Genomic DNA, 22,459 nt, shown 5'->3' on the forward strand with positions numbered 1-22,459 from the left:
ACAAATGGGCATTGTAAAAAAGCAGGCTTACAAAAATACTGTAGTGCTGTACGCGGGCATGGTAATAGCGTACATTAACACGGTATTGCTTTTTCCGCCCATAGTAGGTGATAATAATTTTGGTATTTACAATCTTATTATCAGCATATCTGTACTGTATTCGCTGGTAGCCTCAATGGGTGTGCCCAGCATTATTGCCAGGTACTTCCCTTTTTACCGCACGGATGACCGCACTCATAACGGTTTTATCCATTGGGCGGCCTTTTTAGCATTCGGGGGTTTTTGCGTTGCTACCATTATATACATAGCTTTTAAACCGGCCATAGTATCCGCTTATATTGATAAATCGCCGCTGTTTGTAAAGTATTATTATTACATGATACCGCTGGCGTTGTTTGTGGTTGTTTTTAACTTTTTGGAAATGACGGGGCGGGTAGTATATAACACCATCTATTCAAACATATTACAGTTTGTAGTATTACGCCTGGCAACTACTGTAATGCTGCTCATGATAGCTAATAAATGGCTAACGTTTGATGGCTTTATTATGGGCTATATAACGGTAAACGGCATTATATCATTACTGCTGTTAATTAACCTGCTGTTATCAGGCAATTTTAGTTATCGTATAGGCCATGAGGGTTTTAAAGCTATCAAAAAAAAGGAGATAGTAAATTTTGGCCTGTTTACGCTGATATCAAGCGCGGTGTATGTACTGCTGCAAAAAATAGATACACTGATGCTTAGCGCCATGGCAGGCGATGCTGTACAGGGTGTTTATAGCTGGTATTTTAACATTGCCATGGTGATCAGCATACCCGCGCAAGCACTCAGCCGTACCACCTATGCGGTAGTGGCCGACTCGTGGCGATCAAAAAACATGGCCAACATTGCCGAAGTATATTCAAAAACATCCATTGTTCAAATGGTGGTGGGTATGTTGCTGTTCATCGGCATATTTATAAACCGCGACAACCTGTACGCCCTTGCCCGCAATAAGGACTTTACCGACCCAAAATACTTTAGCCTGTTTGTAGTAATAGGCCTTGGGTTTTTGGCTGATATTACCGGCGGGTTGAATACTTACATTATAACCACTTCACATAAATACCGTTTAATGACGTTGTTTGTACTTATTATGAGTATTTTTTGTGTTGTGCTAAACTACTTTTTAATACCTGTATACGCCGGGCTTGGCGCAGCTTTCGCCTACTTTTTAACCATAGCAGGCATGAACTTTGTATCGTGGCTGTATATAAAATACCGCTTTAAAATGCAGCCCTTTACCTATAAGCACCTGCTGGTAATAGTAATTGCCGCAATAAGCTATTTGGCAGGGGTATACCTGTGGCGCATGCCTAATGTTTGGCTTGATATACTTGTACGAAGCGGCGTTACTACCGTTATATACGGGGCGCTTACTTACTTCCTTAAAATATCAGTTGATGTTAATGAAAAGGTTGACCAGCTAATTGGCCGGTTCCTTAAATTTTAATGAATATTTTTAAACCCGGCATATTTTAAATGGTTATTGATTTTACTTATATTCTCTGTTGATGCAAAATCTTGCCCCCATTGCTTTATTTGTTTATAACCGTCCTGACCATACACGCCGTACGCTTAATTACCTGCAAAAAAATTTGCTGGCCGAAGATTCACGCCTGTATGTTTTTGCTGACGCGGCAAAAACAGAAGCGGATATAGATAAAGTGGAGCAGGTAAGGGAGCATATTAAATCCATATCAGGCTTTAAAACTATAAAAATTATAACCCGTGAGCATAATATGGGTTTGGCAGCATCCATTATTGATGGTGTTACCAAACTGGTTAATGATTATGGCAAGGTTATCGTTTTTGAGGATGACCTGCTATCCTCCAAATATACCCTGCAATACTTTAATGAGGCGCTTGACAAGTATGAGCAAAATCAGGAAGTAATGCATATCGGGGCGTATATGTTCGGTATCAACCATAGCGAACTTCCGCAAACCTTTTTCCATTATATAGCTACCAGTTGGGGCTGGGCTACCTGGAAACGGGCATGGAAAAACTTTGAACCTGATATTGATAAACTGATCGCGCAATTTGACAACGATAAAAAGCACACGTTTTCGGTTGAACATAGCATGAACTTTTGGAAACAGATGCTTGAATTTAAAAACGGCAAAAATAATTCGTGGGCTATACGCTGGTACGCTTCCATTTTTTTAAAGGGTGGCCTTTCCCTCAATCCATCCCAATCATTAGTTAATAGTATCGGAAATGACGGAACCGGCATACATTCCAATATCGACGACATTTTCCAGGTAAAAATTGCCGAAGGCCCTATCACCCATTTTCCTAAAAGTATTACGATCAATAAAAAAGCCCATGATCTGCTCCGGTACTTTTTCAAGAAAAGAAAAGGTTCACTCTTACAGAGAGGCTTACGCCTGTTTAATCAACTGTACATCAAGTACCGGAAAAGGAAATAATAACCGGTAGCGTTGTAATTTTTAATTAGTTTGTTCGATAACGCGCGCCGGGTTGCCCACCGTTACGCTATTGGCCGGTATGTTTTTCACCACTACCGCGCCCGCCCCTATTATTACGTTATCGCCAATGGTAACATCGCCAATGATACAAACGTTTGCGCCGATGTCAACATTGTTACCAATACGCGGGCAACCGCTGAAGGTACCGTCAGCCAGTTTTTTATGCCCTATGGTTACCGAGTTGCGCAACACACAGTTTTCGCCAAGCACCACACCCTGGTTAACTACCAGTGCCTGCCCGTGGTAAATGATCAGTCCTTTACCTGCCGTTAGCTTGCGCGGCAGCTCGATACCCAGGCTCCACTCCACAAAAAAGCGGTAAAATATCAGGTATGGAAAAAGTATCACCTTTGCCACCATGGAGCGGTTGATGAGCTGTACCAGCCTGAACATAAAAAGCACCAACTGGCCTTTTATATTCCCGCGGTTAGCTTTCCGATCCTGAAACAAGTAAGCAAAAGGGTTCATTTTTACGTTGATGATGTTTTTAGCGATTCCTCAAAAGTAAAATAATTGGCGGGTTTGTTAAACATGCCGCTGTATTTTGCATTATAAACACGGCAATAGCTTACTTAGCAGCACCTGTTAAGCAAAAATGGCTGCAATTAGCTATACTTGTGCCGGTTTTAAATACATGAAGGTTACACTCATCAATACTGCCGATGCCGGTGGCGGCGCACCCGCCGCCTGTATGCGCCTGCTTAAAGCGCTGGAGCAAAACGGTGTTGATGTAACCATGACCGTGCAGCAAAAGCTCACTACGGAGCAAAGGGTAACCGCTACAACGGGTAAACGCTTGGCCAAAGCCAACTTTCTACTTGAACGTTTACCTTTCATCGCCTTTGAAGAAAAAGATAAAACTGTACGTTTCGCTTTTTCGGCAGCCAACAGCGGCAGTAATATCGCCGATCATCCCGCTATACAGGAAGCGGATATACTGCACCTGCACTGGACGAACTCCGGCTACCTTAGCATTAAAAACCTGCAGCAATTATTACAATCAGGCAAACCCGTAGTTTGGACGCTGCATGATATGTGGGCCTTTACCGGCGGTTGCCACTACTCCAACGGCTGCGATCATTTTGTAAACCAATGCGGAAACTGCTGGATGCTGCGCCGCTCAAGCGAGAATGATCTTTCGCATAAGGTATGGCAGCGTAAGTTCGCTATGCTGCAAAGTGCCCAAAACCTTACCATAGTAAGCTGCAGCAACTGGCTGGGCAATGTATCGCGCGGCAGCGGCTTGTTGGGTAACAGGCCAACGGTGGCCATCCCTAACCCGATAGATATTGATACCTTTTCGCCAAAGGATAAAATTGCCGTCCGCAAAAAATGGGGTATTGATACTGATGCTAAAATCATCCTTTTCGGCGCGGCTAATATTAACGACCGCCGCAAAGGCATCACTTACCTGGTTGAAGCCTTGCACCTGCTAAAACAACAAACCGGCGATGCACCTATCCAGATGGTGATCTTCGGCAAGAACAAACATTTTGATACCGGCACGCTGCCTTTCGGGGTAAAAGAGTTGAGCATTATTAGTGCTGAAAGCGACCTGGCCGAGATTTACAGTGCTGCGGATGTGTTTGTATCCCCATCCTTGGAGGATAACCTGCCCAACATGATTATGGAAGCACTGGCCTGCGGTACGCCTATAGCGGCGTTTAATACAGGCGGTATTCCCGACCTGATAGACCATCAGCAGAATGGTTACCTGGCCGAATATAAATCAGCAACCGACCTCGCGGCGGGCATACATCATCTGCTATTTACAGCGGACATGGCCGGAGCATCAGCGGCAGCCCGGCAAAAGGTTTTGGATAATTTTACCAATAACAAAGTGGCCAAACAGTATATTGATCTATATAATTCGATACTATAATGGCGTTTAACCCTACCCTCAGCGTCATCACCGTGGTGTACAATAACGTACGCGATGTGGAGCGCACCATGCTTTCGGTTTTGGGGCAAACATATACTAATATTGAGTATATCATCATCGATGGGGCATCAACTGATGGTACTTTAGCTATCATCCAAAAATATCAAAACCGTATTGCCCGCCTGGTGAGCGAAAAGGATAAGGGTATTTATGATGCCATGAACAAGGGGTTGGCCTTAGCAACCGGAGAGTATGTATTGTTCATGAATTCCGGTGATGAGTTATATGATAACAATACTGTTGAAGCTGTTTTCGCATCATCGCCTGATGCTGATATATATTACGGCGAAACCGAAATGATTGATGATAATGGTAACAGCCTGGGTCAGCGCCGCCACAAAGCACCGGAACAATTTACCTGGCGAAGCTTTAAATATGGCATGAGCGTAAGCCACCAGGCCATCTACATACGGCGCAGCCTGACAAAACCTTATGACAGCCGTTACCAGTTAAGTGCCGATATCGACTGGATATTACATGCTGCCAAACAAGCCAAAAAAATAGTGAACGTAAGCCGATATGTAGCTAAATACCTGGTGGGTGGCATGTCCAAACAAAAACACCGGCAAAGCCTGGTTGAGCGTTTCCGGATCATGCGGGAGCATTATGGCTTGCTGCCTACGCTGTTTAATCATGGGGTTATCGCTTTTAACCTGGGTTGGTACTGGCTATTGCACCGCCGCACTAACGATTAACAACATCACAAAAAAACCCGCAACTTTCGTTACGGGTTCTCTATTTATATTTTTATACTTATTAGCAGTACTGATCAAAAGCATAAACCAGGTTATCGGCGATCATTTGCGCCGGGCGGCCTTCAATTTGGTGGCGCTCGATAATGTGTACCAGTTTGCCATCCTTAAACAAAGCCATTGATGGTGATGATGGCGGGTAAGGCAACATATAGTTACGGGCAGCATCAACCGCGTCTCTTTCCATACCTGCAAAAACGGTTACCAGTTTGTCCGGTGTTTTTTCATAAGTAACGGCGGCACGGGCGGCAGGGCGCGCGTTGGCAGCAGCACAACCGCAAACCGAGTTAACAACTACCAATACGGTGCCTTCGCTCTCAATAGCGTTTTTTACCGCGTCGGCATCTTTAAGTTCTTCAAAGCCCGCTGTGGTCAGTTCGGCACGCATGGGGGCAACTAAATATTCTGGGTACATCATATACTATCCTTAAAATTAAATCAATACAAAAATATCAATTCTCTACAAAAACAATTCACACAGGCGTAATAATAACATTGGCTTGACGGTAGCCCTATTCATCGCGCTTGCAAATACCGTCCTTTATATCGATCAGCAATACCGACACAACGTTCAATCCGCTGGCTGTAGCTACGGTGAGCAAGCCATCGGCAATGGAATGGCGAAAGAACAGCAGGTAAATAACGGTGCCGTAATAGGGTGTCATGCAGATAGGGCAGCCATACAGCGGCTTATAGAGCATTCCCTTGGGTTCAACAATTTTTTTGATGCCTTCAAATATCATCCCGCGCCAGCTACAGGCATGTATAAAAAGTACTATCATGGCGATAATCAGCGCGTGTTCTAACATGGCGTGTTTTTTACATTCCACTGAAGCAAAAAGTTTACCAATAAGCTGAACCTCAAGCCCCGCATTTCATTAAGAAAACATTATTATGTACTTTTGCATTCTAAATAACAGAAAAATAAAAAATATGTCGACTGTAGAAACTGCCTACCTGAAATATAAAGTAAAAGACATTTCGCTGGCTGAGTGGGGCCGCAAGGAAATTGAACTGGCCGAAGCCGAAATGCCGGGCTTAATGGCGTTGCGTGCCGAGTATGGTCCATCAAAACCATTGGCCGGCGCGCGCATTGCAGGCTGCCTGCACATGACCATCCAGACCGCCGTATTGATTGAAACTTTGATTGAACTGGGTGCTGAAGTTACCTGGTCGTCATGCAATATATTCTCTACTCAGGATCACGCCGCCGCGGCTATCGCTGCTGCCGGTATCTCTGTTTACGCCTGGAAAGGTATGAACGCCGAAGAGTTTGACTGGTGCATTGAGCAAACCTTGTTTTTTGGCGAAGAGCGCCAACCGCTTAACATGATCTTAGATGACGGTGGCGACTTAACCAATATGGTATTGGATAAATACCCTGAGCTGATCGCTGCGATCAAAGGCCTGTCTGAAGAAACTACTACCGGTGTACACCGCCTGTACGAGCGTATGAAGAATGGTACGCTGCCAATGCCCGCCATTAACGTGAACGACTCGGTTACCAAATCAAAATTCGATAACAAATATGGTTGCCGCGAATCATTGGTTGACGCAATACGCCGTGCAACCGACGTAATGATGGCCGGTAAAGTAGCCGTTGTTTGCGGTTATGGCGACGTAGGTAAAGGTTCTGCCGATTCACTGCGCAACGCCGGTGTACGTGTTATTGTTACCGAGATTGACCCGATCTGTGCCCTGCAAGCGGCTATGGAAGGCTTCGAGGTTAAAAAATTAAGCACTGCCATTGCTGAAGCTGATATTGTGGTTACCGCTACCGGTAATAAGGATATTGTACGTGAAAAGCACTTCCGTGCTTTGAAGGATAAAGCTATCGTATGTAACATCGGCCACTTTGATAACGAGATTGACATGGCCTGGTTAAATGGTGCTTACGGAAGCAGCAAAATTGAAATTAAACCACAGGTTGATAAATATACTATTGACGGTAAAGACGTAATTGTACTGGCTGAAGGCCGTTTGGTAAACTTAGGTTGTGCTACAGGCCACCCAAGCTTTGTAATGAGTAACTCATTCACCAACCAAACCCTTGCTCAATTAGAGCTTTGGACCAATGGTGATAAATACGAGAACAAAGTATACACCCTGCCAAAACACCTTGACGAGAAAGTAGCCCGCCTGCACCTTGCCAAAATTGGTGTTGAGCTGGAGGTATTGGACCAAGATCAGGCTGAATACATCGGCGTAACCGTTGATGGTCCGTTTAAACCGGAGTACTACCGTTATTAATAGCTGAAAGTGTAAAGACTAAAGCTGAAAGCTTTGGAGAAGCGGCATGGTTTTGATCATGCCGCTTTTTATTTATTACATTTTATGCTTCATTAATCCCGGCCTTATCTGCAAATAGATCTGCCCGCTCATGGGCATATTGCCGTATAAGGGATCTAATCTTTCGGGCGCTAAGTTGATGGATGCCTGAATGCCTCCGATATATTCTATCGAGCCAGTTTTAAACAGGCGGCGGTTAGTCCCCAAGGTCAGTTTATGTACATTGAATACAGCTTCGCCGAATTGCTCCTCAAGCGCCAGTTCTTCTGCTGATTTTTGCACAAACTCATAACGCCCGTATATGGCCTGCTTGTTTAGCTGCCGTGTTCCTTCAGCTAAAAGAGAATGTTCATCGCCATGGCCGCTGTGGTTCATGCCCCAAACTAAAGCACCGGTAAAATACTTACCATCATGCGATACAGGAGAAGCATACAATGCCGATGCGGAGTATCGCCATATATTTTCGCCGGGATGCAGCAACTCCGGACTATTGATATACGCCTGCGATACCTGGAAAGCCCAGGCCTTGTCAGGGTTAAATGATGCCCGCCATGAGTAGCTATCGAAACGCATATTATCAAAATCATACCGGTCCTCATCAGGTTCGCGGCCTGTGAATATGGATCCTTCCAATTTATATTTATCAACCCTAACACCAAGCGTAGCAACACCATAGGTTATGTGGGTAGCATCCTGCCAGTGATGGCCCAACGGCGCATCCGGGTCATTAAGCGCTACAATGCGGTGCATAAATGCCGGTGCGCCAAGCGCGGGCTCGCCGGGGTAACCAAAGTAACCGAATACATCTACCTTTTTACTAAGCCGTTGTGTATAGCCGATAGTCAATCCACTGAACAGATCGTGCGGGTGCTGGCGGTCAACCAGCGTTTTTCCTTTATAACTTTCGCCACTTTGAAACAATAACGGATAACCCCGTTCAGTAACAGTCCATGGATCGGCACTTAGCATCGCGCTGATGTTAAACAGTCCGTTTTTACCCACCTGCCGGTTATACATGGCCATAAACCAGTTGGGCGCGTCAAACTGTGTATCACTGCGTTGGGTTTTGCCGTTTAGCTGCTGATTGTTGTAGCGCAAAAACATGCTGCCATGAAACATGAACATTCCCTTTTTGGTGTGCTTCATCAGCATATACATGGGCATGTTATCCGGCATCCACGAAGTACCGGAACCATTGCGATTCATGGGCAGGCTAAGCGAGTATGAATGGTTCATCCCGGGCATGGCCATGCTATCGTGCTTCATGCCGGGCATACTGCTCATGTTCATCCCAGGCATTTGCATATCATGCTGATTTTTTGCCGTATCAGGCTTAGCAACATCTTTTTGTGTATGATGATCGTGCTGTGCCACGGCGGGTGAAACGGCAATCATAGAAAGCATAATACAAGAAGCAATCTTTTTCATATTGGCGCATTTTATATCCAAGTTACTCTTACAAATGTAAGCCCCTACACCTGCTTGAATTTTACATTATTCTGCTTCATATTTATATGATTGCAAAAAACAAAAATGCCCGGACAAGCCGGGCACACACTTTATTAACACACTAAAATCCGAGGAAAAGAAAGATCGTTACAGCAGTTTAAAATCAGCCTCCTTAACATCCGCCGAACTTGTACCGATGAACAGCTTAAAGTCGCCGGGCTCGGTGGTATATTTCATGTTGATGTCGTAAAACTTCAAATCGTCGGTACTTACGTTAAAGGTTACGGTTTTGCTTTCACCTGCTTTCAGGAATACCTTTTGGAAACCTTTTAACTCCTTAACGGGACGGGTAACTGAACCTACCATATCGCGGATGTACAGTTGTACAGTTTCTTCACCATCGTATTTACCGGTATTGCTCAGGGTAACGCTGGCTTGCAGGCGCTCACCGTTACGGATGCTGGTTTTGCTCAGCTTAACATCGCTGTAGCCGAATGTGGTGTAGCTTAAACCGTGGCCAAATGGGTACAACGGCGTGTTAGGGATATCCAGGTACTTTGAGGTATATTTTTGATCGCTCACCGGGCGACCAGTGCTTTTAGCGTTGTAATAAATTGGTATCTGCCCTACGCTGCGCGGAAAGGTCATGCTTAATTTGCCTGATGGGTTATATTTACCAAAAAGCACATCGGCAATGGCATCGCCTGCTTTGGTGCCGGGGAACCAGGTTTCCAAAATAGCGGCGGTATTGTCATGCTCCCACTGCAAAGTAAGCGGACGACCATTCATCAGCACCAATACAATCGGTTTGCCTGTTTCGCGAAGGGCCTTAAGCAGGTTTTGCTGATTTGCGGGCAGACTGATATCGCTGCGGCTGGCAGCCTCACCACTCATACCAAATGCTTCACCCATCATGGCTACTACCATGTCAGCGTCTTTCGCTTCTTCAACAGCCTCCTTGATCAGGTCAGCAGGCGATTTACTGTCCAACACAATCTGCGCATCATGCGGGTTAAGTTTATCTATCAGCGCCTGGTCATCCAGTATGTTGGCACCTTTAGCATACGTAAATTTATTTGATGGATATTGCGCCTGTAGGGCATCCCAAAAGCTAACCGCCTTTTTCCAGTCACCGGCACCGCTCCAGTTACCGATCAGGTCGCGCTGGTTTTTAACCATCGGGCCAACAAAAGCAATTTTTTTACCGGCTTGCAATGGCAGGGTGTTATTATCATTTTTTAACAATACCATGCTTTTTTCAGCCGCTTCTTTAGCCAAAGCCAGCTTTTCGGTATTCATGATGTTGTTCTTAGCACGATCTTCGCTGATGTTGCGGTACGGATCATCAAACAAACCCAGTTTATATTTTGATTCAAGTACACGGCGGCAAGCCAGGTCAATGTATTTTATATCCAGCTTTTTAGCCTGAACCAGCTTTTTCAGTTCGCCGATAAACAGGTCACTCACCATATCCATATCGTTACCGGCAACAAGCGCCAGTTTGGCTACCTGCGCGTCATCGCCCATACCATGGTTTTTAAGCTCCATGATGGCGGTGTAGTCGGTGGCTACCATGCCATTAAAACCCCATTGGTTACGCAGCAGATCAGTCAACAGCCAGTGGTTGGCAGCCGCAGGCACACCATTTATCTCGTTAAACGAACTCATTACCGTGGCCACACCCGCGTCAACAGCGGCTTTGTAAGCAGGCAGGTAGGTTTCGGTCATTTTGCGCATGCTCATGTCTACCGTGTTATAATCACGACCAGCTTCGGCAGCGCCATACAGCGCGAAGTGTTTTACGCAGGCCAGTACGGCATCATCACGACGAAGGTCATTCTTTTCGCCCTGGTAACCTTTAACCATCGCCCTTGCAATTTGCGACCCCAGCCAGGTATCCTCACCACCACCCTCAGCCACACGGCCCCAACGAGGATCGCGCGCTATATCAACCATTGGCGAAAACACCCAGTTTAAACCATCGGCAGTAGCCTCATCGGCAGCGGCGCGGGCGGTTTTTTGGATCAAAGGCATATCCCACGACGCGGATAAACCCAGCGGTATCGGGAAAATAGTTCGGTGCCCGTGTATCACATCATAACCAAAAAGCAGGGGTATTTTAAGGCGTGTTTTTTTAATGGCCAACTCCTGCAGCTTACGTACCGCGTTAGGCGTGTAGGTGTTGAACACACCGCCCACCATGCCTTTTTCAATCTTGCCCTCAACACCCTGGCTCAATATCGGTCCGGTAACGTCAAAGCCGATTGATGGCAAATTCAACTGACCGATCTTTTCGTCAAGCGTCATTTTAGCCATCAGTTTATTAATGTAGGCATTCATCTTAGCATCGCGGGCGGCTTTTTGTGCCGATGCCCCAAAGCCGGTTAATACCAGGCACGATGCAATGACTATTTTTGATAACTTCATAATCTGTAGTATATATCCTTGAGTTTAACTTATTTTCTATTCTGATCTAATAACCGCCATTGGCTGCGATACACCATTTTCGTTTATTGCTTCTATGCGGAAGTAATAAGGCAGATCCTTATCCATAGCCTTAAAAAAGTATTGGCTGGCGTTGTGCACCATAATGCAGTTATATAGTTTATCAGGCGCTACGCCGGTGTAAATATTGTAGGCGTAAGCATTATCAACCGGCCGCCATTTAATCCAGGCATCGCGTTTATCCTTTTCAGTGCGCAACACAATAAATTCCTTTACCATATCAGGCTTGGCACCACCGCCATTGCCAAACACCCGCAAGCCACTAATGGCGAATTTGCCTGTAGGCATGTGCTGATTCACCAGCTTGATATAACGCGCCTTAACCGGTTTACTTAGCTCCACATAATCATGCGGAACATCGGTTTTGCTTTTGCTTTTGTCGATAAGGGTTTTCCAGTTTTTATTATCCGTTGAGTAAAGCAATTTATACTGATGATAGAATGGCCCCGAAGGTTTGCCCAGCACGTCGGCATCCTGATCGGCATAGTTGATCTGCACCGCGTTAACCGTGCTTACATTACCCATATCGGTACTTAGCCACTCCCCTGCCTTAGCGCTTGCGGCGCTCCAGTAGGTTTTTATATCCTCATCAACCGCATTGTTGGCCGAGTAGTTACCGAGGGTTGATGATACGGTTACGGGCTTATTATAATTCAGCAGCATCCAGCCGGTAAAGCGGCTTTTCAGGTGATCGGTTTCGCCGGCAGGTAAATAGGTAGGGTAATCGCCAAAAGCGGTGTTGCAATACATCACGTCATCCTTATCAAACCCGGCAGGCCATATACCAATGCGGCGTTCAAAATTATTTTTTATGGCGATAACCATGGTTGATACATGCCAGTAGTTATTCCACTTATCCTGATAGGTAGCGCCATGCCCGGCACCACGCGCGAAGCCTCCCGGCTTGTAGCTGAACGGCATAGGCTGCGGCTTGAATGGCCCCAAAGGCCCCTCGCCTACAATCACCCCATCCGAATAGCCGCTGAACTCGGTACCCGGGGCGCCGTATTGCAGGTAATATTTTTTGTTGTGCTTGGTCATCCAGGCACCTTCCATAAACGGATCGAGGAAGATGTTATCCAGGTTTTCGCCAAAACGCTGCCAGCCATATTTGTAGGGTTGCAGCAGGTACATCTCCTTACGGTAGCCTTTTAAATGGAATGTGGTAGGGTCAACCTCGGCACCATATATCGGGTAAACATTGCTGCTGCCATTGTACATGTACAGTTTGCCGTCATCGTCCCTAAAAAATGCCGGATCCCAGCCACCGGGCTCAAATTTGTGGATGGCTTCCTTCCATTCGTTGCCTTTCGGGTTGGTGCTCATCCAAATCGGGAAATTATCTGAATAGGTTGAGCCGAATACCAGCAAGGTATCACCCTGTACCCAAACCGCCGGTGCACACAGGTCATCATACACCTTATGTTCGGGGCGCAAAAAATGGCGGGCCACAAAGTGCCAGTTGCTCATATCGCTGCTCCACCAGTAGCCCCATTGGTTAGTGCTGAACAGGTAGTAATCGCCCTTGTAAGTAACAATAACCGGATCGGCCGTGGCACGGTGACGGCCCGCGGTGGAAAAGTTAGGGATAGGCGTATACCCGTAATCAATATTGATAGGGTTACAATACGTACGCTGACTGTTTTGCGCGGTAGCGACACCGGCAAACAGTAACAACGCGCAGGCAACGCCCAATATATGTATCCCTTTTGCCATTATTTACTTTTTAAAGCCGAACTTTCAAAATTCAAGCGTTTAAGTCCGCCTTGTATTTCGGGGGCACTCATAAATAAATTCCAAAGCAGGCCGCTGCGGTGATTTTCAATCATCACCACGATAGGCCCCTGATCAATAGCCAGGTATGATTTGGCGTACCAGTTTTTACCCTCGTTAAAAGCATCTACAAAACCATATTCGCCCCAAATTTTATCCCCCAGGTCATAGTAAAAATGGCGCAGCGCTTTCATTGATTCTTTGGGTGTATATGGGAATGCCGATAATGCTGCTGTTGGCGTAATTACCCCCAGGTCATTGGTCGGCGAATGCGCATTGTAGCCCTCGTGGTTATCGCTGGCGGTGAGGCCCCAGCAGTTTTCGCCGTAACCTTTAAATTTTTTAGGATTATCAACACAGTAAGCGTAGTTGATGCGGGTATGATTTACGTTCTGCTCCCAATAGTCGGCATATTGATCTTTCAGTCCTTTAGGATTTAAACCCAGGAATGAGTAATGTGAAAAAAACAGCGGACCACCATAATCAAAACCCAATGGCAGTTTAATGCCGTAAAAGGTTTTTCCATTCTTGAAAAAATCGCTTTGCGCCCAGCCGCGGTTATAAATACGGGCAGCATCAACGGGGTAACGCTCGGCGCTGGCGGCCAGCACGTAGGTAATCAAACATTCGTTAAATCCCCGTATCGGAAAATTCATGGCCCAGCCATTGTTAGGGGACCAATGCCAGTATAGGTTATCGCGCTCGTGTGTATAAAAATCCCATTCAATATCATTCCATAACCAGCTTATGCGGTTACGCAACTCTGCCTCTTTTGGGTTGGTGCCGTTATAATATTGTTTAGCGGTAAGTAATCCCTGGAACAGGAATGATGTTTCCACCAGGTCGCCGCCGTCGTCCTTACGGCCAAACGGGATGATCTTACCGGTCGCGCCGTTCAGCCAATGCGGAAATACACCGTGGTAAGCATCAGCTTTGGAAAGGAATTTCACCATATTTAGCATACGTTCAACCGCCTGCTCACGTGGTATCCATTTACGGTCAACCGCTACGATCATGGCCATAATACCGAAGCCTGTACCGCCGGTAGTAACCACTTCGCCGCCGTAATCAAAAGCCTCATTGCTACGCTCCAATGCCATGCCGCTAACCGGGTGGGCAAAATCCCAAAAGTAGCGGAAGGTTTGGCGCTGCACCACATCAAGCAGGGCACTGTCGCTTAAATTTTTGATGATACCAACCGGTTTAATGGCTGTGTATTTTGTGTTGGTTTTTGTTTGCTTTTGCGCTGATGCAAAAACAGGAATTGATAATAGTAATATAAAGAGGATTTTCTTCATCATGCAGAATTAATGCTTTCACGGCAGATGTAAAAACAGATGAGAAATTGAAAACCATGCCGGCAATTTATACCGGCACGGTTTATTTATAAAAAAACGGATTAATTAATAACCCTCGTTTTGTTTTAAGTTACCACCGCTCAAATCAATTTGTGCCTGTGGAATAGGGAATACTTTGTTACGTGCGTTCCATGTTTTGCCATGCGCGGTAAAAGCGGCAGCGGCACGGCCAGGTTGTACAGCATCCTGACGTACAAGATCAAAAAAGCGATCCTGCTCCATGGCCATTTCCATACGACGTTCATGCCAGATTGCGTTTAGGGTTACAGAAGTTAGTGGTGTAACTTTAGCACGTTCGCGTATTAAATTAATATCGGTTAGCGCTGCACCAGCGTTGCCTAACTGGAACGCAGCTTCAGCATGAATTAACAATACTTCGGCATAGCGAATAACCTGAATGTGCTTAGGCAAACGGTCAAAACTGGCACAGTTACTTTCTGAGTAACGGCTGTAAAAAGCCTTAAAGTTATAGCGCTCGTTTTGAACAGAATCCTGACTTGGTATACGAAAACCATCGTATAATACTGTTCCTCTTGAGGTATCAGCAGTTGTGGGTCTGATGAATATTACCGTTGCATTTCTGCGAACGTCCTTTGCCTCAAATTCATTGATCAGGCTTTCTGATGGATTATTAAACCCATAACCAAGGTCAGACCATCCGTATTTACCACCGGCACGTGGCCCCTGTGCAATGGTAAACCGATCAATAGCGGCATTACAAGCGGTATTTTTACCGGCCTGAATTTCAAATATTGATTCAATACTGTTATTACCCACTTCGCGAAACAGTGTATTAAAATCGGCATATAAGCCATAAGCACCGCTGCTTATCACGGCCTGGCTCAGATCATAAGCCTGCTGGTAATTTTTATTATACAAATAAACTTTAGCCAGTAGTGATTGCGCTGCACCTTTAGTAGCTCGACCTACATCTGTACCACTTTTTACCGGTAAATTTTCTACTGCAAATGTCAGGTCGCTTATTACAAAGTCATAAACCTGCTCGGCTGTGGCCCTTGTACTAAACTCGGGTGAGTTAGCCTCACTCGCAGCAGGTACACGATTCACCAACGGCACGCCACCAAATATTCGAACCAGGTTAAAGTAAAACATACCGCGTAAAAAACGCACTTCGCCTATCAGCTTATTTTTAGCTGTTTCGTCAAACTGCGCATTCTGCAATTTATCAAGAGCCTGGTTTGCACGGGCAATAGCCTGGTAGTGGCCTCTCCAGATGTTGTTAACCACACCGTTGTTACCATTAGCGGTTAAGTTATCCAGTTGCAAAGCATCACCATAATCATTTGGCGAACTACCTTTATCAGCATCATCAGATGCTATATCACCTAACACGGTGTACTGAAAGCCGCGCACATCATTACCAAATGCATCGCCTGCAAAAAATATGTTGTAAACGCCGGTTACCAGGTTAGTAGCAACATTTGGGTCTTTTACAATCTGCTCCTCTGTAATTTGTGCCTGAGGGGCTACGTCCAGATAATCTTTACAGCTTGAAACTGTGCCGACCATTGCCGCTGTAAAAGCAATAAAGACTAATTTTTTATATGATGTTTTCATTATCATTTCAAGATTAAAATTCAACATTAACACCAAACGTGAACGTACGGGTAACCGGGTAACCGTTAAGCTCAATACCTGATGACAGAATATCGGTTGTTAATAGTTCGGGCGTGAATCCGCTAAAGCGTTTCGCTGTGAAAAGATTTTGTGATGATGCGTATACACGAATGCGCGACATTTTAATTTTCTTTAAAACTTCAGTTGGGATGGTGTAACCCAGTGTAAGGTTGTTTAGCCTTAAAAACGCCCCCGACTCAATAAAGTAAGTTGAAGCCGGTGTATTTTGTGTTATGGTAATAGGATCGGTGTTTGACGCATTGGTCGGTGTCCAGCGTTTGCCGGCATAGCCTGCCTCGATATTATCGTTCGGGTCATAACGGAAACCTTTTTTACCATTGTAAATTTTGTTGCCCCAGTTACCATAAAAATCAGCACTCAGATCCCATGCTTTATAACTAACTGACGCATTGAAACCGCCATAAAATTTAGGTTGATATGATCCGGAAAAATCACGGTCATAAGTATCAACCACACCATCAGGCGTACCGTTAGGGCCGCTAATATCAGCATAGATCAAACCACCAATACGTTTGTTTTCACCATTCAGGTTATATGTTGGCGCGGCGTCAATTTGAGCCTGGTTTTGGAATACGCCTGTAGCTTGTAAAACATAAAAGCTGGCAATTGGCTGTCCGTTATCAGTACGGGTAATAGCACCCTGACCGCCTACACCACCACCGGTTAGCGCCTGGCCGCCGTTTAAGCCTATAACTTCATTTTTGTTGTAGTTGATATTACCACCTAAGCTATAGCTCCAATCACCCACTTTGTCAGTCCACCTGGCTGAAAACTCAACGCCACGGTTACGGTATGATGCCGCATTGGTTACATATATACCATCAGGATCACCTAATATAGCCGGGATTGATACCGGGGTAAGGGCATCTTTTACCTTTTTATCATAATAATCAATTTCACCGGTTAATTTATTATTGAATAAACCGTATTCTAAACCGATATCTAACTGGTTAGTGCGCTCCCATTTCAAATTCGGATCTTTAATATCCTGAATTATAGTACCAAGAGCCCGTGTATTATTGAAGAAGTAAGGAATATTAGGTGTACCTGTTACAATGTATAAGCCCTGATCTATGTTATCATTACCTAACTGGCCGTAGCTGGCACGTAGTTTTAAATTGCTGATGATCTTGTTATCCTTTAAAAAATCCTCTTCCGAGATGGTCCAGCCGGCCCCTACAGTTGGGAAGTAACCATATTTATCAACAAAACGAGAACTACCATCGGCTCTGAATGAGGCACTAAACAAGTACTTGCCGGCATAGCTATAATTTACACGACCTAAAAATGACTGACGCGTAAATTTGCTTCCGTTATTAACATAAGTAGCCTGGCTTTCCGGATTGCCCTGATCAAGATACCAAAGATCTTGGCTTTCAGGCACACCAATGCGTGAGCCACTAAACAGATCTGTTTTTAAATACTCACGGGTAAAACCGGCTAATACGGTCAGGTTGTGTTTACCGAAATCTTTTTGAAAGGTAGCGGTGTTATCCCACACAGTGCGTAACGATTGATCGTTCTGAACAAATAATGAACTGTTGATTATTTGCTGGTTACCACCCGCCACGTTAAACGTATTGGCATCGTTTAAATACCGGTAATTATAATTACGTTGTTTATTCCAAAAAGCATCGGTATTATAGGCAGTTCGTAAGGTTAATGATTTTACAGGCTTATATTCCAGGTAGGCATTACCAAGCAAACGGTTATTCACGGTTTGGTTGTTTACCTTATTAATTCCTAACAGCGGGTTACCTACGTTACCCCATGCCGAGGTGTTACCATATTTACCATTCTCATCAATTGGAGTGATAATTGGGGCGGCACGATAAACGCTGCTGAAAACATCACCAAGCGGAGCCGGACGTTCATTTGAGCGTGAAAGTGAAAGTTGTGTTCCTGTAGTCAGGTTATCGGCCAGCTTAATTTCAAGATTGGAACGTAATGAAAAGCGATCAAAGGTATTGGTAGTAACCACACCATTATCTTTTAAATAGTTACCGCTTACAAAATAAGTGGTATTGTCTGATCCACCCGAAACCGAAAGGTTATGATTGGTTTGAAAACCTTTACGTAAAACGGCATCATACCAATTTGTAGTACCAGGAGTTGTGAGCGGAGCAGCATCTGATGGCAATTTTGATGGATTTGCGTCCTGCAGATATGAAATATACTGGTCGCGGTTTGCCATCTCAACCAGGTTTGATACTTCTCGAAAACCTGCATTGGCATCGTACCTTACAACGGGCGCACCCTTTTTACCTTTACGGGTAGTAATAATTACCACACCATTGGCACCACGCACACCATAAATAGCTGCCGAAGCATCTTTTAATACATCCAAACTCAATATATCGTTATTGTTGATATTACGGATGTCATCAGTAAGCACACCATCAACAACATATAAGGGGTTAGCGCCGCCTAATACAGAGCCGGTACCGCGTATGCGCAATTGTGGTTGTGAGTTTGGCTGCCCGGAACCGATCACCTGCACACCTGATACTTTGCCCTGTAAAGCCTGCGTTGCAGTTTGCACAGGCTGTTTAGCCAGATCTTCTCCTTTTACAGAGGCTACTGCGCCGGTTACATCTCGCTTGCGCTGTGTACCGTAGCCAATAACTACTACTTGCTGTAATTCGTTTGATTGCGCTTTTAAACTGATGTTAACGGTTGGCTGTCCGTTAATGGCTACGGTTTGTGTGGCATAGCCAATGTAGCTTACAGTTAAACTGCTGGTGCCCGGTGCGGATATGGTATATGTACCGTCGGGGCCGGTTTGGGTGCCGGTTTGAGTGCCTTGTACTGCTACGCTTACGCCTATTAAGGTTTCACCCGTCGCTGCATCTTTTACAGTACCTTTTACGGTAATATTCTGCGCTAATGCCCGATTGATGAAAAGCAGACATAGTACCCCATACAATGAGATAGTAATTATTCTCTTCATAAAATGTTAATTAATTTTTAGGTATAAATAATTGTGTGTTATACCCTGCAAAACTGTGAAGAGATAGTGTTTGTTTCAATTTTTTGCACTCTACATTACTACATCAAGCGCAAAATACTTTCTCAAACATATTTTTATTTTTATTTAAAATATTGAATATCAATTTGATATCATATTTCTCAACCTACTCACTTTCGCTGGCAGTGTCAATAGTACATATATTAGCTTAATCGGTTTATGAGAGGTAATGATGTAGTGGCTTAAAGCTCCATAAGGAACTCTACGAGGTTTTTATCGTGTCCCAAACGCAGCTTTTTGCGCAAGCGATAGCGCCTGATCTCAATACCCCGTAATGAAATGTTCAATAATGATGCCATCTCTTTACTATTCATATTCATGCGCAGGTAAGCGCAAAGCTTTAGGTCATTGGGTACCAGATCCGGGTGTTGGGCTTTTAATTTTTTAAAGAAGTTTTCGTGTGTTTCGTTAAAGCTGTTCTCAAACAGTACCCAATCGCGCTCGTCGTTCTTACCCTCGTCAACTACTTTTTGTATCTTACGTAATTGCTCGGGCGGCAGGTGTTTTCCATTGGCATCCTTAATATCGGCTATTTCATCGTGTATGCGCTGAAGCAGTTCGTTCTTGTAAACGATGTTCATTGCGGAGTTTGCCAACTCACGGCTTTTGCGGTCAAGATCGGCCTGTAATTGCTCTGTTTTAAGTTTAAACAAACGCTGCTCGTTAGCATCGGCCTCACGCTTTAAAAACTGCTCTTTTTCGCGCTGGAGTTTTTGCTGCAAGCGTATGTTATATTTTTTTAGCTTAAAGCGGTAATAATATCTAACGCCATAATAGCCGGCAATTACAAGCAATATGTACCCCAGGTAAGCCAACTTACTAAAATACCATGGCGGTAATACGGTAAAATTAAGTGTAGTGGTATCAGTAACCTTGCCGTTAATACGGGCGCGCACTTCATATATATAATCTCCCTGGGGCAGGCCTGTAAATTCGCGTTGCGTTTGGGTGCTCCACTCCGACCATCTGCCCGAGTAACCTTTCAAACTATACTGATATTGAATTTTAGCCTGACGATAAACCGGTAGCACATAGCTGATACGGATGTTATTGCGGCGATAGGCTATCTCTATATTATCCCATTGGGTAATGGCACGGGCACGGTCAGTAAATGTTTCAACCCGCCTGATCAATACACGCGGTAATTTGCTGTCGGCAATCGTTTCTTTCTGCTGATCGTTAAAAATGGCGAAACCATCATCAATACTGATCAGGTACAGGTTGTTGTTTATGCGGCTGATGTTTTCGTAATACTTCACCATACGCCCGTTAAGAATGCTGAAACGGGATGAATCCAGATTGAGGTTACCGGTTACGGATAAGTCGCCCAAGGCCGCCCTGCCCCGGTCAATAAACCAGTATTTGCTGCCATTGGCAGGGATTACCTTATTGGATGACGCGAACGAGCCCAGCTTTTTATTCAACTGATCGTATTTGTAAAAATGATCGCTTATATCATCATAAATGTAAAAACCATTATTGCTTGAAAATACCACCCGGTTATCCAAATTAAATACATTGATGTTATAGCTGCCGGGCAGGCCATTCTTTTCATCGTAGTATTTTATAGATGCTGCCCTGCGGCCGTCGGCACTTAGCTTTACCTTGTATATCCCTTTGTAGGCGTGGCTCACCCATATCTGCCCCTTGCCATCAGGCTCAACATAGCGTGAGGGTACTACAAAATTGCCTATCTTATAATCAAATGCCCAAGCGCCATCAGGTAATTTTTTGTATACAGCCAGGCCGGTGTAAGTACCCTGTATCAATTGGTTGGCATTTAACTTTTTTACCATCCAGCCACCATTTTCGGTTGATATTTGTTTAAGCTGCGCGCCATCCACTATAAAGGTGCCGTCGTTATGGCCGCAAAGCAGTTGCCCGTCCACCAGCGACAGATCCCACACCTGGCCTTGGCTGCCCGGTATCAGCTTAAAATCAAACGACTGGAACAGCCTGTTTTGGTTAGGTATCCAATCGCTGTAATAAAGCCCCTGGTTGGTGCCCAGGTAAATTTTATTGTTGTGGATGATACTCGAGTACACCGTACCAAACCTGCCGCCCTTATCAAAGTAAAAGTACAGGGGAGATATGATCTCTATCCTGTCAATACCATTATCGAGCCCTACCCACAAGTTCTGCTCGTTATCAAGGTAAAGGCTTAACACGGTATTATTTTGCAACCCGCTGGATTTGTTGATGTGCTGCACCACGTTACCGGCACGGTCAATAATAATGATCCCGTTCAGGATGCTGCCAAAGGCGAAGTAATTACCGGGTATAGCCACACCGTTGTTAAGCTGATAACGCTGCAAAAACTCATCAGCCTGTGTTTTCCAGGGGGTAATGGTTTGGCCATCGTATAAATACAATCCGTTTTTTGAGGTGCCGATGAGGTAGCGGCCATCGCCAAAAGGCAAAATGCTGAGTACACCGGTTTTAAGTATTTCGCTGCCTTTAATAAATTCGAGCTTGTTATCTTTTAACTCAAACAATCCCACATTAAGCTGCTCAACAATAAAGCGGTTGCCTGCCTTAAATAAAAACAGGTATGGTTTGGTTTTTATTGTGCTTACCTTACCATCCTTGTAAATATATATTACTCCGAACGACTGAAAGATAACTTCCTTATCGCCCACATAGATCTTCCAAACCTCTTCGTTAAGCCGGTATTTAGCCGGAATAAGGTGCGCCAACGAGGTATATTTAAAAACTCCCGCTGTATTTTTTGACCAGTAGCCTATCTCGCCAAACGCTCCGGTGTAAATTTTGCCTTTTCCATCAGCAGCTACCACGCGTACTATTAAGCCGTTAGGCATGCGGTGTAACTGCCAGTTTTGTCCGTCGTAAGCCAGCAACCCTTCCGAGTTGGCGAAATACATTACGCCATCCGCGTCCTTGGTTTCGGCCCAGTTTTGGTTCCCGGCCTGGTAAGTTGCTTTTGGATAGTTTTGTACATAAGGCACCCCAATGCTGCGTATGTTGGCCGCAAAACCAATAACAGGCATCAGGAATACAAACACACATAACTTTACCCAACGCGGCATAGGCATCATGATCAACAAATTAATTAACCGGCTTATATAAACGAGTTTAAATACGGGGTAAAGGTATGAATATTTATATTTTAGATAAGCTGCACCATCAACTGTGACCTGTGCACAAAAAAT

15 protein-coding genes are annotated in these 22,459 nt (G+C 44.8%); 5 read left to right on the forward strand and 10 right to left on the reverse strand.

Annotated elements, in window-relative coordinates; all coding sequences use genetic code 11:
- Positions 1 to 4: 4 nt before the first annotated feature.
- Both AC3WJC_RS14405 and AC3WJC_RS14410 read left to right on the forward strand, forming a co-directional pair.
- Positions 5 to 1,495, forward strand: a complete 1,491-nt coding sequence (locus tag AC3WJC_RS14405) for a lipopolysaccharide biosynthesis protein (RefSeq protein ID WP_492399804.1) — start codon at positions 5 to 7, stop codon at positions 1,493 to 1,495.
- 61 nt (positions 1,496 to 1,556) lie between these two features.
- Positions 1,557 to 2,474 (forward strand): glycosyltransferase, encoded by a 918-nt coding sequence (locus AC3WJC_RS14410; protein ID WP_492399805.1) that lies wholly within the window; start codon positions 1,557 to 1,559, stop codon positions 2,472 to 2,474.
- 21 nt (positions 2,475 to 2,495) lie between these two features.
- Here AC3WJC_RS14410 and AC3WJC_RS14415 read toward each other — a convergent pair whose 3' ends face one another.
- The gene (locus tag AC3WJC_RS14415) at positions 2,496 to 3,002 is read right to left on the reverse strand and encodes a serine acetyltransferase (RefSeq protein WP_492399806.1); all 507 of its coding nucleotides are present in this window, start codon (positions 3,000 to 3,002) and stop codon (positions 2,496 to 2,498) included.
- Positions 3,003 to 3,168: 166 nt separating this feature from the next.
- On the opposite strand from AC3WJC_RS14415, the gene AC3WJC_RS14420 reads away from it, so the two are divergent.
- Positions 3,169 to 4,416 carry a glycosyltransferase family 4 protein gene (locus AC3WJC_RS14420; protein ID WP_492399807.1) on the forward strand — a complete coding sequence of 416 codons (1,248 nt, stop codon included), beginning with the start codon at positions 3,169 to 3,171 and terminating at the stop codon, positions 4,414 to 4,416.
- The gene (locus AC3WJC_RS14425; RefSeq protein WP_492399808.1) at positions 4,416 to 5,171 is read left to right on the forward strand and encodes a glycosyltransferase family 2 protein; all 756 of its coding nucleotides are present in this window, start codon (positions 4,416 to 4,418) and stop codon (positions 5,169 to 5,171) included. Before AC3WJC_RS14420 ends, AC3WJC_RS14425 begins: the two co-directional genes overlap by 1 nt.
- Positions 5,172 to 5,232: 61 nt before the next feature.
- On the opposite strand, the gene AC3WJC_RS14430 is transcribed toward AC3WJC_RS14425, so the two are convergent.
- Together AC3WJC_RS14430 and AC3WJC_RS14435 are read right to left on the reverse strand one after the other, a co-directional pair.
- A complete protein-coding gene (locus AC3WJC_RS14430; RefSeq protein WP_492399925.1) occupies positions 5,233 to 5,643 on the reverse strand; it encodes a BrxA/BrxB family bacilliredoxin in 411 nt (136 codons plus the stop codon).
- A 97-nt stretch (positions 5,644 to 5,740) separates the two neighbouring features.
- The gene (locus AC3WJC_RS14435; protein WP_492399809.1) at positions 5,741 to 6,037 is read right to left on the reverse strand and encodes a hypothetical protein; all 297 of its coding nucleotides are present in this window, start codon (positions 6,035 to 6,037) and stop codon (positions 5,741 to 5,743) included.
- 124 nt (positions 6,038 to 6,161) lie between these two features.
- Between AC3WJC_RS14435 and ahcY the strand changes: the two genes are divergently transcribed.
- Positions 6,162 to 7,478 (forward strand): adenosylhomocysteinase, encoded by a 1,317-nt coding sequence (gene ahcY, locus AC3WJC_RS14440; RefSeq protein WP_492399810.1) that lies wholly within the window; start codon positions 6,162 to 6,164, stop codon positions 7,476 to 7,478.
- 75 nt (positions 7,479 to 7,553) lie between these two features.
- Here ahcY and AC3WJC_RS14445 read toward each other — a convergent pair whose 3' ends face one another.
- The 7 genes from AC3WJC_RS14445 to AC3WJC_RS14475 form a co-directional block, all read right to left on the reverse strand.
- Positions 7,554 to 8,945 carry a hypothetical protein gene (locus tag AC3WJC_RS14445; RefSeq protein WP_492399811.1) on the reverse strand — a complete coding sequence of 464 codons (1,392 nt, stop codon included), beginning with the start codon at positions 8,943 to 8,945 and terminating at the stop codon, positions 7,554 to 7,556.
- 168 nt (positions 8,946 to 9,113) lie between these two features.
- A complete protein-coding gene (gene bglX, locus AC3WJC_RS14450; protein ID WP_492399812.1) occupies positions 9,114 to 11,393 on the reverse strand; it encodes a beta-glucosidase BglX in 2,280 nt (759 codons plus the stop codon).
- 36 nt (positions 11,394 to 11,429) lie between these two features.
- A complete protein-coding gene (locus tag AC3WJC_RS14455) occupies positions 11,430 to 13,187 on the reverse strand; it encodes a discoidin domain-containing protein (RefSeq protein WP_492399813.1) in 1,758 nt (585 codons plus the stop codon).
- Positions 13,187 to 14,545 (reverse strand): glucoamylase family protein, encoded by a 1,359-nt coding sequence (locus AC3WJC_RS14460; RefSeq protein ID WP_492399814.1) that lies wholly within the window; start codon positions 14,543 to 14,545, stop codon positions 13,187 to 13,189. The genes AC3WJC_RS14455 and AC3WJC_RS14460 overlap by 1 nt, the downstream gene beginning before the upstream one ends.
- A gap of 102 nt (positions 14,546 to 14,647) precedes the next feature.
- Positions 14,648 to 16,180, reverse strand: a complete 1,533-nt coding sequence (locus AC3WJC_RS14465; protein ID WP_492399815.1) for a RagB/SusD family nutrient uptake outer membrane protein — start codon at positions 16,178 to 16,180, stop codon at positions 14,648 to 14,650.
- Positions 16,181 to 16,193: 13 nt separating this feature from the next.
- The gene (locus AC3WJC_RS14470; RefSeq protein WP_492399816.1) at positions 16,194 to 19,211 is read right to left on the reverse strand and encodes a SusC/RagA family TonB-linked outer membrane protein; all 3,018 of its coding nucleotides are present in this window, start codon (positions 19,209 to 19,211) and stop codon (positions 16,194 to 16,196) included.
- 260 nt (positions 19,212 to 19,471) lie between these two features.
- A complete protein-coding gene (locus AC3WJC_RS14475; protein ID WP_492399817.1) occupies positions 19,472 to 22,345 on the reverse strand; it encodes a triple tyrosine motif-containing protein in 2,874 nt (957 codons plus the stop codon).
- Positions 22,346 to 22,459 lie beyond the last annotated feature (114 nt).

This window comes from Mucilaginibacter sp. FW306-07-L (assembly GCF_058782065.1).